This window comes from Cutibacterium nasicola (genome assembly GCF_051303185.1).
Taxonomy (GTDB): Bacteria; Actinomycetota; Actinomycetes; order Propionibacteriales; family Propionibacteriaceae; genus Cutibacterium.
Genome location: NZ_JBPPGE010000004.1, coordinates 155,160 through 168,171 on the forward strand (window position 1 = coordinate 155,160; position 13,012 = coordinate 168,171).

Annotated in this window: 12 protein-coding genes and 1 riboswitch; of the genes, 8 read left to right on the forward strand and 4 right to left on the reverse strand. The window is 61.9% G+C overall.

Going from position 1 to position 13,012, the window contains the following annotated elements; genetic code table 11:
• Window positions 1-197: 197 nt before the first annotated feature.
• From ACSJJT_RS08120 to ACSJJT_RS08130, 3 genes are all read left to right on the forward strand, one after another.
• Window positions 198-941, forward strand: coding sequence for a GntR family transcriptional regulator (locus ACSJJT_RS08120; RefSeq protein WP_016665997.1), 744 nt, complete (start codon window positions 198-200; stop codon window positions 939-941).
• Window positions 942-1,043: 102 nt separating this feature from the next.
• Window positions 1,044-2,120, forward strand: a complete 1,077-nt coding sequence (locus tag ACSJJT_RS08125; protein ID WP_016665998.1) for a transaldolase family protein — start codon at window positions 1,044-1,046, stop codon at window positions 2,118-2,120.
• Between the two features lie 140 nt (window positions 2,121-2,260).
• The gene (locus tag ACSJJT_RS08130) at window positions 2,261-2,989 is read left to right on the forward strand and encodes a sulfite exporter TauE/SafE family protein (protein WP_435917822.1); all 729 of its coding nucleotides are present in this window, start codon (window positions 2,261-2,263) and stop codon (window positions 2,987-2,989) included.
• Between the two features lie 183 nt (window positions 2,990-3,172).
• Here the strand turns inward: ACSJJT_RS08130 and ACSJJT_RS08135 are convergent, their stop codons facing one another.
• From ACSJJT_RS08135 to ACSJJT_RS08150, 4 genes are all read right to left on the reverse strand, one after another.
• Complete coding sequence (locus ACSJJT_RS08135; RefSeq protein ID WP_435917823.1) at window positions 3,173-4,042, reverse strand: sugar phosphate isomerase/epimerase family protein; 870 nt, start codon at window positions 4,040-4,042, stop codon at window positions 3,173-3,175.
• An 86-nt stretch (window positions 4,043-4,128) separates the two neighbouring features.
• Window positions 4,129-5,136, reverse strand: a complete 1,008-nt coding sequence (locus ACSJJT_RS08140) for a Gfo/Idh/MocA family protein (protein ID WP_435917824.1) — start codon at window positions 5,134-5,136, stop codon at window positions 4,129-4,131.
• 48 nt (window positions 5,137-5,184) lie between these two features.
• Window positions 5,185-6,117: a sugar phosphate isomerase/epimerase family protein gene (locus ACSJJT_RS08145; RefSeq protein WP_016666002.1), complete on the reverse strand. Its 933-nt coding sequence runs from the start codon at window positions 6,115-6,117 to the stop codon at window positions 5,185-5,187.
• A gap of 123 nt (window positions 6,118-6,240) precedes the next feature.
• Entirely contained in the window at window positions 6,241-7,281 is a 1,041-nt protein-coding gene (locus ACSJJT_RS08150; RefSeq protein WP_435917825.1) for a LacI family DNA-binding transcriptional regulator, read from the reverse strand.
• Between the two features lie 191 nt (window positions 7,282-7,472).
• Here ACSJJT_RS08150 and ACSJJT_RS08155 point away from each other — a divergent pair, with 191 nt between their 5' ends.
• From ACSJJT_RS08155 to ACSJJT_RS08175, 5 genes are all read left to right on the forward strand, one after another.
• Window positions 7,473-8,675: a Gfo/Idh/MocA family protein gene (locus ACSJJT_RS08155; protein ID WP_016666004.1), complete on the forward strand. Its 1,203-nt coding sequence runs from the start codon at window positions 7,473-7,475 to the stop codon at window positions 8,673-8,675.
• Between the two features lie 30 nt (window positions 8,676-8,705).
• Complete coding sequence (locus tag ACSJJT_RS08160; RefSeq protein WP_435917826.1) at window positions 8,706-9,704, forward strand: sugar phosphate isomerase/epimerase family protein; 999 nt, start codon at window positions 8,706-8,708, stop codon at window positions 9,702-9,704.
• 125 nt (window positions 9,705-9,829) lie between these two features.
• A riboswitch (SAM riboswitch) is annotated at window positions 9,830-9,941 on the forward strand.
• A gap of 341 nt (window positions 9,942-10,282) precedes the next feature.
• A complete protein-coding gene (locus ACSJJT_RS08165; protein ID WP_435917827.1) occupies window positions 10,283-11,227 on the forward strand; it encodes a MetQ/NlpA family ABC transporter substrate-binding protein in 945 nt (314 codons plus the stop codon).
• A gap of 30 nt (window positions 11,228-11,257) precedes the next feature.
• Entirely contained in the window at window positions 11,258-12,337 is a 1,080-nt protein-coding gene (locus tag ACSJJT_RS08170; protein ID WP_435917828.1) for a methionine ABC transporter ATP-binding protein, read from the forward strand.
• Window positions 12,337-12,990 (forward strand): methionine ABC transporter permease, encoded by a 654-nt coding sequence (locus tag ACSJJT_RS08175; protein WP_435917829.1) that lies wholly within the window; start codon window positions 12,337-12,339, stop codon window positions 12,988-12,990. Before ACSJJT_RS08170 ends, ACSJJT_RS08175 begins: the two co-directional genes overlap by 1 nt.
• Window positions 12,991-13,012 lie beyond the last annotated feature (22 nt).

Sequence of the window (13,012 nt, forward strand, 5' to 3'; positions counted from 1 at the left end):
GCCGGACGTCTCGTATCCTACCAGCCGAAGGCACTATGTCAATACAAATAAGATCGGCGTCCGATACGCCATCAGCAGGATGGGCAGCACATGGACCATCACATCCGTAGAATCGCCCAGGACGAACGTTCACAGCACCACCCGGCGCATTACCCCAGTTGAACGCATACCGACACACCCATGAACGAGGAACGGCAGTGGAGAACGAGACCTACATCGCTGACATCATCATTGACAGGTCAAGCTCGGAGCCGCTCCACAGCCAGATCGCCGAACCCTTGGCAAGGCTCATCGAATCCGGGGAACTCGCCCCCGGCACCCGCATCGAGGACGAAGTGTCTATGGCTGCCCGTCTGCACGTGTCGCGCCCCACGGCACGGCGGGCCTTCGAGACCCTCACCCAACGAGGACTCGTCATCCGCCGACGCGGCGTAGGCACCCAGGTGACCCCCACTCGGGTGCACCGCTCCATGAACCTCACAAGCCTTTACGACGACCTGCAGGCCTCTGGTCAGACTCCACGTACCAGCGTGCTCGACTGGAACGTGGAAGCAGCTCCACCTGCCATAGCCGCAGCGCTCGGACTGCCCAACGACTCCCAGGTGGCCCATTTCCGTCGACTGCGCATGTCACGCGACGAGCCTCTCGCGATCCTGACGAACTGGATGCCGGTGGACCTCGCCCCCAGCGCAGACGAGCTCGCGGACACTGGCCTGTATGACCATCTGCGCAACAGGGGTGTCGTCGTTGCCGTGGGACACCAGAAGTTCAGCGCCCGACTCGCCACATCCGATGAGGCACGCCTGCTCAACGAACCACCTGGCGCCGCGCTGCTGACGATGCAGCGCACGGCATGCGACGACTCCAACCGTGTCATCGAGTTTGGCCAGCACGTGTACCGCGCATCCATCTACTCCTACGAGAACACGGTGTACGCTTGATCCACCGGCACGCTCATTTGACAGGACAATGCCTGGGGTGTTCACTGTACTCATGGACTCGGCGACGACGACGCGCCGACAAGATCTCGCACAGGAGCTGCCATGAGCATCGAGTACACCCCCGGCCCACTCCTTGACGCTTCCCGCACGACGCCCACTGCGCTGTGGAACGACTCGGCCGACCTGGATGAACTTCGTCAATCCATCGCGTATGGCGGCGTCGGCGCCACCTGCAACCCCGTCATCGGTTACACGACGATCAGGAAACACCCAGATGTCTGGGAGGACCGCATCCGCGTCATCGCCGAGAACAATCCCACCTGGGGAGAGTCCCACATTGGGTGGCAGGCCATCAAGGACATGTCGGTCGAGGCCGCACAACTCTTGGAACCCATCTTCATCGAGCACAAGGGCCGCAATGGCCGCCTCTCCATCCAGACCGATCCGCGCCTGCACCGTGATGCCGAGGCACTGGCGGACCAGGCCGAGGAGTTCAGCAACCTTGCACCGAACATCATCGTGAAGATCCCCTGCACCTCGGTGGGCATCAAGGCTATCGAAGAGGCCACTTACCGTGGCGTCTCGGTCAACGTGACGGTGTCGTTCACCGTTGCCCAGGCAGTGCGTTCCGCCGAGGCCATCGAGCGCGGGCTGCAGCGTCGCGTGGACGAGGGCAAGCCCATTGACGAGATGGGGCCGGTCGTCACGATCATGGCCGGGCGACTCGACGACTGGCTCAAGACAGTTGCCGAACGCGACCGCCTCTTCATCGACCCCGGGCACCTGGAGTGGGCCGGTATCGCAGCGATCAAGCGCGCCCACCGCATCTTCACCGAGCGCGGATTCCACTCCCGGGTGCTGTGCGCCGCGTTCCGCAACGTCCTCCAGTGGTCCGAGCTGGTCGGCGGCGACCTCGTCGTCTCCCCTCCGTTCAAGTGGCAGAAGCGCATCAACGACTCCGACTACAAGGCCGTTGCCCGCATTGACGAGCCGGTTGCTGCAGAGCGTCTTGACGCCCTCATGCAGATGCCGGAGTTCGTGCGTGCCTATGACCCGGATGGAATGACGATCGAGGAGTTCGACGACTTCGGCGCCACCCGCAAGACCCTCCGCCAGTTCCTCCAGGCTGACGCCGACCTCGACGCCTTGGTACGTGACGTACTCATTGCAGCTCCCTGACCCCACTGATCACCAGAGCACAGGTGGGCCTACCGTGACGTTCCCACGGTAGGCCCACCTGTGTTCCCCTGAGACCTCACACGATCGACAATCGCACCTTGCCGTGCGACACCAAGAGATGGACCTTATTCGTGCTGACAATGATGTCTCTCCTTGACTGGTTCCTCCTCACGACAGCCGCGATCTGCATCGGCGTCTCGAAGACGGCTCTTCCAGGCGCAGCGACCCTTGCCGTCGCACTGTTCGCTGCCGTGCTTCCCGCAAAGGCATCCACCGGAACTATGCTCGTGCTGCTGCTCGTCGGCGACGTCCTTGCCGTCTGGACGTACCGTCACGATGCGGACTGGGACACCTTGCGCCGGCTCGTCCCCGGAGTGCTGATGGGGATCGTCCTCGGCGCCGTCTTCCTGAGATTCGCCTCGGACTCCACGACGAAGGTGTTCATCGGCAGTCTGTTGCTCGTCCTCATCGCCGCCACGCTCGTCCTCATGCGACTCCCCCACCCGCCCAAGGTGCAGGGCCGGATTGGCAGAGCCACGTACGGCACTCTCGCTGGGTTCACAACCATGGCTGCCAATGCCGGTGGGCCGGTCACCAGCATGTACTTCCTGGCATCTCGCTTCCCCGTGTCCACCTTTCTGGGCACCACGGCATGGTTCTTCTTCCTGGTCAACGTCATCAAGGTGCCGTTCTCCATCGGCCTGGGAATCATTCAGCCCGGGACGCTGATGATCGATGCCATTCTGGCCCCCGTCGTCATCGGCTCCGGGTGTGCAGGACGCGCTCTTGCCAGGAGGATGACCGACAAAGTCTTCACGCCGATCGTCACGGTTCTGACGATCATCTCTGCCCTCTACCTGCTGATGTGAGACATGCGGCTCTCGAGGCAACGCACCGACGCAGAACCGATCACACTCAACAACAGCGTCACGGCGCGCCCGGGATCGACACCCGGACCACGTCGTTCCCCGTACCGCCCCGCAAGGGTGTGGTGCTTGCAGGAAGGTTGCCCTCCCCCACAAGCACCACATCAGCAGAGTTGTCGAACTCCCTCAGCCAAGTTCGTCCTTCAACCGTTTCAGGACCGCGCGGTTGTAGTCGTCTGCGTACTCATGCCAGCCAAAGACGCACACACTCAGCACGCCATCGAACTTCACCTCGCGCAGCGTCGAGAAAACCTGTTCCCACGGCACCTCGCCCTGCCCGATGACATTGTGCTGGTGCACGGTGACGTCGGCACCGGGGGGATTGATGATGTACCTGTTGCCATCATTGGCGCGGTGGTTGAAACCATCTGCGACGTGGACCTCACGCAGCTTTCCGGCCTGAGCAGCAGTACGAATCATCCGGGACACGTCTCCGGCCCCATCCGACAGGTGGAAGGTGTGCGGGCAGCAGTACTCGTAGCCGACCCAGTCCTTGTCGATGGACCGGACGAGTTCCAACGCCCGGTCATGGAGCTCGACGAAATCGTACGGATGGGCCTCCATGGCCAGTCGGACACCGTACTTCTCGAAATCAGGGATCAACTCCTCCATCGATCGGTACCACTGCTGTTCCGATCGGCTGGCCCGATTGCGATCACCAGAGAACTCCGAGACGATGTCGCGCACGTCGAGATAGTCGGCGATCTCGAGAAGACGACGCCAGTTGCGCACCTGGGCCCGGCGCTCGGCCTCGTCGGGGGAGGACCAGTTGAACACCGGGTTGAGGGTACGTACCTTCACCCCGGTCTGATTCTCGGCACGAAGAATCTCGTCAAGGAATGCGCGATCGGCCTTGGGATAGTGATGCCACAGGTGCAGCTCGTTGTTGGGTGACAGTTCCACGAAGTCGAAGCCCAGTTCACGTGCCTTTCGCAACGTGTCCGGAGTCGACATCGTCATGTAGTACATGTTGGGATCAAGGGCAATGTCCACCATGGGTGTTCCTCTCCGACCCTGGCCTCGTCACCACGAGGCGACTGCCACGCCTCCTGGATGTGTCAAGGCCACGGGTCACATACAAATCAGCGATACAGACTGGGACGTTCGACGAGGTCGACGGTCACGGTCCGACCGCCATTGTCCAAGGATTCCACCGCAGCTTCGACGACGGCCGTCGCCGCATATCCATCCCATGTTGTGGAGCCAGTGTGCTCATCAACGGCAACGGCATTGATCCACGACTGGACTTCCGCATTGAATGCGCCCTGGAACCGGTCGATGTGCGACTGACACATGGCGTTCCGATCGCCGTGGATGTCACGAATGTGGATCTTCTCCTGATCGCCCAGTCGCACCGCAGCGTTCTCCATGACGAGCTCACACTCGATGGAGTACCCGTACTCCAGGTTGACATTGACCTCATCGTCGATGAGCACGCCGGACTCGGTGCGCATGACGACGACCACAGGATCGATGAGATGGTCGAATCGACGCTGGGTGAGCTTCGGTCGATCAATTCGGACCTCGGTGATCTCCTCACCCAGCAACCACCGCATGGTGTCGATCTCATGGATCGCGGTGTCATCGATGGCCATTCGCGAGGTGTACGATTCCGGGACGCTGGGGTTGCGGTGCCGGTTGTGCACCAAGAGCGCCTCTCCGTTGGCTCCCCTGTCCAGAATCGTCTTCATCTCGTTGTAGGCGGAGTCGAACCGACGCATGAAGCCCACGGTGACGAGCTTCTTGCCGGCCTTCCCCTCCGCCGCCATGATGTCGAGGCAGTCCTGTGCCGTGGTTGCCAGGGGTTTCTCACACAGGACGTACTTGCCAGCCTCGATGCATTTCAGGACATCGGGGGCATGCACCTTGCCGAAGGTCGCGATGACGACGGCGTCAACCTCGGGATCATTGATGAGGTCACTGGAGTTGTCACACACCTTGGCACCATAGGGTTCCGCTGCGCAGCGCGCGGCATCGTTGACCACGTCGGTCACTGCCACGACCTGTGCACCTGCGAGATCGTCGTGGATACGAGCCAGATGGGCACGTCCCATCCCACCGGCACCGATGAGTCCAATTCGTACTGTCATTGTCCTTGTCCTCCGTCTGAACAGTTACATGGAAGGTGTCGAATCCGGTCAGGCCAGTCCGAGCCCACACTCAGCCAGGTACGAACGCATCTTCATGGCGTTGGGCTTGGGGAAGGAGGGGTCACAGGGGTAGCAGTCCTGCTCACAGATGGCGTAGATCGGCTTGTCGAGGTCGGCCAGAGCATTGACGAACTCATGCATCTCGGGCAGGCCTTCGGGCGGACACACCGATGCCCCCTTGGTGACAGCCTCGCCGAATGGCCAGTCCTTCTCGTGGGCTTCCTTGGTGATGGCCTCGTCAAAGGCCTTGATGTGCACGTAACCGATTCGCTCGGGGTACTTCCGGCACAGCTCGACGGGGTCTCCCCCGCCATAGACGACATGCCCGGAATCCAGGCACAGGTTCACGTAGGTGGGATCGGTCGCCTCGAGGATGCGCGCGATCTCCTCGGGGGTCTCGATGTGGGAGTCTCCGTGAGGATGCAGCACCATCTTGAGGCCGTACTCGTCAAGAAGCATCTGGCCCAGCGCATTGGCGTGTTCGACGTACAGCTTCCAGGTGTCACCGTCCAGAACACGCTCATCCGTCCACTCCCACGTCTTGTCGTCACGGTACAGCGGAGGAAGATGGACGATGTACTCTGCACCCACCGCGGCATGGGTCTGTGCGATGGCGCGGAACGTCTTCAACGTCTGGGGCCACGCCTCCTCCTTGTGCAGGATTCCCCAGCCGGTCCCGGCGACGACACGCATCCCGTAGTCGTCACACCACTTCTGGAGTTCCTCGGGATCGGTGGGAAAGTAACCAAATGGACCGGTCTCGACGACATCGAACCCGGCCTCGGCCATCTCCTGCCACGCCTGTCGCGGATCCATCTGTGCGGGGTCGTCGGGGAACCACACTCCCCACTGGTCTGGACACACACCGATGGTGAGTTGGGAAAACTTCGGGTCAACAGTGTTGATCGCTTTGGACATCATCGTCACTCCTCTGGTCAATGACTCAGCGCGAAGGTCATCCGAATCGTTTCGGATGACCTTCAGGATACATGTCCGATCCAGTTTTCGCCAATATTTGTTCTTACATTTTTGAGAACACGTCCATCACCCCTGCGTCGTCGTTCTCCGAATCACCCGAGCTGGAACGGTGTAGACCACTCCACCACCGGCACTCTGCGCGCGATGCACGTCGAGACCCGTGGGCATCTGCACCCCACCATCCTGGCAACCCAGCCGACCAATGAGATGACGCACCGAAACCTCAGCGATGACATCGACATCCTGACGCACTGTCGTGAGCCCAACTGCACTCAACGCCGAGGCCGCAATCCCGTCGAACCCAGCCAGGGCAACCCTCTCGGGGATGTGTACCCCGCGTCGGCGAAGCTCCAGCAACCCACCCAGTGCCGCGTGATCGTTGTAGAAGAGCATGGCCTGCGGCAGACCAGGCCCCTCAGCCAGGTCACAGACCGCGCGAATACCCGCTTCCTCGGTCTCACCGCCGTTCATGACCTGCGCCTTCAGCCCGTGGGCTCTCATCGCTGCCCGAAAGGCTCTGGCCCGCAACTGCGTCGACGGTGCTTCCCCACCGTCGACGTAGACCACATCGTGGCGCCCAGTCATGACGATCTCATCGACCAGCCGAGTCAGTGCCACCTCGTCCTGGGAGCGCACCGCATCAGCTCCCGCGCATGGCTCTCGACACATCAGCAGAAGAGGCACCCCCTCAGCAGCAGCCAAGAGCTCACCGGGTGCCACACGAGAGTCGACGACGATGATGGCCTCACAGCGGTTGCGCACCAGAGCCCTGATGCCATCGACCTCACCATGACGCGGGGTGGACGCCGTGAGATCGAGTCCGTGCCCACAGGACTCAGCTGCCCGATACAGCGCATCGACGAGCTCAGCCTGAAAGGCCTGCCCGGGCCGGTATGACACGCCGATGAGGCCAGTGTGTGACGCGCGCATGAGACGTGCACGAGGGTTTGGCCGGTATCCCAGCTCTGCCGCTACCCGCAAGATGTCCTGGCGGGTCTGCGGGGCCACTCCAGGTGCCCCATTGAGGGCAGCAGACACCGTGGAGATGGATCGACCGGCCGCTCTGGCCACCGCGACGATCGTCACACCATCCTTCCCACTGCGCATTTCTGCTTCCTTTCGCTCACATCCTGATGACAAAAACGTTTCTGATCCCCCTTCCTCAACCCCGGCACCAGCGCTACACTCACTGAACCGCCAATAAGTCCGGACAAATCCTGAGATCTCCATGGACGCTCACGGACACCCCCACAAGCGCCTCCACCGAGGCTCCCCACCAATGTCAAGGAGGACACATCGTGGACAAGACACTATCGGTCGCCGTCATCGGCGCCGGAATGGCCGGGACAACACATGCCAATGCGTGGCGACAGGTCGGCACGGTCTTCGATCTCGGCCTGCCCAAGGTCAGGCTCGCTGCCATCGCCGACGCCTACGAACCCTTCGCCCAGGACGCAGCACAACGCTACGGCTATCAGCGAGCCGTGACGGACTGGCATGAGATAGCCGATGATCCCGACATCGACATGGTCTCCGTCGTCGTCGGCAATGCCCTGCACCGTGAGATCGCCGAAACCATGATCCGGGCCGGAAAACACGTCCTGTGCGAGAAACCTCTGGCCGACACCTTGGAAAATGCCAAGGCAATGGCCCAGGCCGAGGAGGATCATCCCGAAATCATCACCTCCACCGGGTTCACCTACCGTCGCAATGCATCCGTGGCACAAATCAGGAAACTCGTGGAGACCGGGCATCTGGGCACGATTCACCACATCAACGCCCGCTACTGGTGCGACTACGGCGCCGACCCCTCCACTCCGATGGCCTGGCGCTACAGCGGGCCCATGGGGTCGGGGGCCCTGGGGGACGTCGGATCCCACCTCATCGACACTGCCGAAACCATCTGCGGACCACTCGTCTCGGTGGCAGGTGGCACCTTCCTCACCGCCATCAAGGAGCGTCCGGTCGCCCGTGGCCATGTCACTCGGGGTACCACGTTGGACAATGCCTCGGCCGAGATGGCCTCGGTGACCAATGACGACGTCGCATCCTTCACCGCAACCTTCTCCAATGGTGCCGTGGGCACCTTCTCGGCGTCCCGAATCGCCTGGGGAATGCCCAACGCCATGATGATCGACGTCCACGGATCACGGGGTCGCGCCTACTGGGACCTGGCGCGCACCGGCGAGATCATGGTCGACGACGCCAGCGCCCCGGCCGGGTTGTCCGGACCACGCCAAGTGCTCGTCAACCCCACCTTCCCCTATTTCGAGCGAGGCTCGTCCATGGCCTTCGGAGGGGTGGGCTGCACCCAGATCGAGCAGTTCACATACCAGGCATATGCGTTCCTGCAACAAGTCGCAGGAATGGAAGAAGATGACTCATTCCCTCGTTGCGCAACATTTGCCGACGGATATCGAGAAATGCTCATAGCCCAGGCAGTCGCCGAATCTGCTGCACGCGGAGGGGCCCGTGTCGACGTCTCCCACCTCAACAACTGACCAGCCACACTCAACGACAGGAGAACTCCCATGACGATGACATACGGCGCCTACACAGCCTGTCTCTCCAGCTACAGCCTTTCGGAGGCACTCGACATCCTCAAGAGCACTGGTCTCACTGGTGCCGAGGTGAATGTGGGCGGATTCATCCCGTCCCCCCACTGCCCGGTGGACTCACTTCTCTCCTCCCAGACAGCGCGTGACGACTACCTGGGGCTGTTCGCCGAAAAGGAGATGAAGATCATCGGTCTCAACGCCAATGGCAATCCGACCTCCCCACTTGCCGAGGAAGGAATCAAGCATGCCGAAGACCTGAGGAACGCGATCCGTCTTGCCGGGAAGCTCGGCATCAAGGACGTCGTCACCATGTCTGGCACACCTGGAACCGACCCCGACGCCCACTACCCCACCTGGATCGTCAATCCTTGGAATGGGATCGACATGGAGATCCTCGACTACCAGTGGAGCGTCGTCGTCCCGTTCCTCAAGGAGATTGATGCGCTGGCTCGCGACAACGACGTCAACGTGTGTCTGGAGCTGCACCCACGCAATCTCGTCTTCAATGTGCCCAGTTTCGAGCGGCTCATCTCGGAGACTGGAGCGACGAATCTGAGAGTCAACATGGATCCATCCCACCTGTTCTGGCAGCAGATGGATCCCATCGCCATCGTGGAGCGCATGGGTGAGCTCATCGGTCACGTCCACGCCAAGGACACGGCGATTCTGCCTGGAGCCGCATACCGTGGTGTGTTGGACACCGACTTCGGCCACGTCCCCGCCGAAGCGCCGAACAAGACCCCCGTGGCACCCGGTTACTGGTGCACCTCATGGCCCGAGGACCCGGCATGGCGTTTCGTCGCATTCGGGCTCGGACACGATGTCGAGTACTGGACAAGGTTCCTGCGAGCCGTCCACACCGCCACTGCCACCATGAACGTCAGCATCGAACATGAGGACGCCGAGTACGGCGATGTCGAGGGACTGAGGATCTCGGCGCACAATCTCCTGGAGGCTGCCGACAACCTGTGAGCAGGCCTCACCACCGTCCGAGGGGGACGAGACGGGAATGTCCTCATCAACCTTTCCCGTCTCGTCCTACCACATGAACACCACGAGTTGACATCGCGACCTCCACGCCCATAGCCTGCCGACAAGGTCTTGAGATCCGGTGTCAAGCCACGGCTTGCCGGACGGCAACCCATCGCGAGAGCAGGGTGCCCCGTGTGACGACCTGGTCGTGTCCAGACGGCACGACAAGCGCGACGGTGCCCCAAGCACCCCAACACAGGAGCAGGAATCATGGCAGTGGTCTTTCGCCACCTCGTGGACGCCCACCAGTGCGCCGTCGAGATGTTCGCCATGATGATGTGCACCTCACGAATGACCGGCACCCGCTGAACGGATACGTCGTCGTTCACCCCAGCGGGACCACGGGAACAGTGGCCTGATACTCGCCACACACCCTTCCTGCGAGAAGCTCTGTGCATTGAGCATGATCGGGCCCGCGAGCACGACACCGAGTCGGCACGTCCGACCTGCGACCCCCATCTCGCCCCATCCCAGCCTCATTCGTCGTCCTTTCCAGACCAGATTTCAGGAGCATCACCATGACCACCGCCGAAGCACTCCCCGACAAGCCCCACAACCGTCCCTCCAAGGGTGTCATCGTCGCGATCATCGTCATCGTCGTCGCACTCATCGCCGGCATCATCTTCGCAGTGAACAAGAACAAGGGGGATGACTCGGCAGCTGGCGGGACGACAACCGTCAAGATTGGTACCACCGAGGCCGCCAACGACTACTGGAAGGTCCTCAAGAAGAAGGCCTCCGCGGAGGGCATCAACATCGATGTCGTCAGCTTCAACGACTACACCCAGCCCAACGTCGCTCTCTCCCAGGGCCAGGTCGACCTCAACGTCTTCCAGCACCTGCTCTTCCTGGCCGACTACAACGTGAAGAATCACGACAACCTCACCGCGATCTCCGCGACCTACGTGGTGCCGCTGAACATCTATTCCAAGACGTACCAGCAGGTCTCCCAGCTCCCAGCCGGGGCCACCGTCGCCATTCCGAACGACGCCACCAACCAGGGGCGCGCCCTCCTCGTGCTGCAGAAGGCCGGGCTGCTCACGCTGCGCGACGGCGGGTCTGCCCTGTCGACCCCTGCCGACGTCATCGCCAACCAGTCCAAGGTGAAGGTCAAGGCCATTGACGCCGCCCAGACGGCTGCCTCCCTCAGCGGTGTCGACGCCGCGGTCGTCAACAACAACTTCGCCACCGATGCCGGACTGGACCTGGACACGGTTGTCTACAAGGACGACGCCACCGGCAAGTCAGCCGACCCCTACATCAACATCATCGCCGCCAAGGACGCCGACAAGAACAACGAGACCTACAAGAAGGTCGCTAAGCTGTGGTCCGATCCTGATGTCCAGAAGTCGATCATCAGGCAGTCCGGCGGAACGGCGAAGATCGTCGCTGATCGTCCCCAGGCAGATCTCGACAAGATCTTGGACGATCTGACCACCGAGATCAAGAAGTCGAATTCCTGACACTCATCCGTTTTCCAGCGAGGCTCCACCATGGCAACAGACGTCACGCCTGCTTCGGCGCCACAGTGTCCCGATCACATCGTCTTCGACCACGTCACCAAGGACTTCCATACCCGTACCGGATCGGTGAGAGCCCTTGACGACGTCAGCCTGGCGATCAAGAGAGGATCCATCTCGGCGGTCATCGGACACTCTGGCGCCGGAAAATCCACCTTGGTACGCCTCATCAACGGGTTGGAGACCCCGACGAGCGGACGGGTCCTGGTTGACGGCACCGATGTCTCCCAGCTCTCCGACAAGGCGATGCGCCCGCTGCGGGCCGACATCGGGATGATCTTCCAGCAGTTCAACCTGTTCGGGTCACGGACCATCTACGACAACGTCGCCTATCCGCTCAAGCTGGCTCATTGGAAGAAGGCACAGGAGAAGGAGCGCGTCACTGAGTTGCTGAGCTTCGTCGGACTGACGAGCAAGGCGTGGGACCATCCGGACCAGCTCTCCGGCGGGCAGAAGCAGCGAGTCGGAATCGCCAGGGCGCTGGCCACCAAGCCGTCCATCCTGCTGGCCGACGAGTCCACCTCCGCCCTCGATCCGGAGACGACGGCTGACGTCCTCTCCCTGCTCAAGCGTGTCAACGAGGTTCTCGGGGTGACGGTTGTCGTCATCACCCACGAGATGGAGGTCGTCCGTTCCATCGCCCAGCAGGTGTCGGTGCTGGAAGCTGGACACCTGGTCGAGACCGGGAGCACCCAACAGGTTTTTGCCCATCCGAAGTCTGAGACCACCGAGCGCTTCCTGTCGACGATCATCGGTCAGCATCCCAGCGGGGAGGAAGAAGCCCGGTTGCGCGCCGAGAACCCTGACGCTCGCCTGGTCGACGTCAGCTCGGTGTCCAGTGACGCCTTCGGGGACGCGCTAGCTCGTATCGGCCAGACCGAGGCGGCCTTCCGGATCATCCACGGTGGGGTCATCAAGGTCCACGGCGGCTCACTGGGGAACTACACCGTAGCCTTGTCGGGTCCCGCCAGGGCCGTCGAGAAGGCTGCCAGGATCCTGGCTGACGCCTCCCACACGGCGTCCACCACGGCCACCAGTCAGGAGGATCACTGATGAGTGACTACCTGCGTCCGATATATCTGCAGTCCATCTGGGAAACCCTCTTCATGGCCCTGATCACCTTGGTGATCGGCGGTATCTGTGGACTGGTGCTGGGCATCCTGCTCTATGCCACCCGTCGGGGTGGGCTGCTCGCCAACAAGGTCGTCCACACCGTCCTCAACGTCATCGTCAACATCATCCGGCCGATTCCGTTCATCATCTTCATGACGGCGATTGCGCCACTGACCCTCAAGGTCGTCGGAACGACGATCGGCGTTCGTGCAGCCACCTTCCCGCTGTGCATCGCGGCCACCTTCGCGATCTCCCGGATCGTCGAGCAGAACCTCGTCACCGTCGAGCCGGGCGTCATCGAGGCTGCGCGCGCCATGGGTGCCGGTCCTTGGCGGATCCTCTTCGACGTCGTGGCCCGCGAGGCCCTGGGCCCGCTGATCCTCGGGTACACCTACATCCTCATCGCGATCGTCGACATGACGGCCATCGCCGGTGCTCTGGGCGGTGGTGGCCTGGGGCAGTTCGCCATCACTTACGGTTATCAGCGGTACGACTGGACGGTGACGGCCATTGCCGTCGTGACGATCATCATCGTCGTCCAGCTGGCCCAGTTCCTGGGTAACTGGTTGGCGCGACGGGCGCTGCGCCGCTGATGACCCCCGGCACCACGATCCC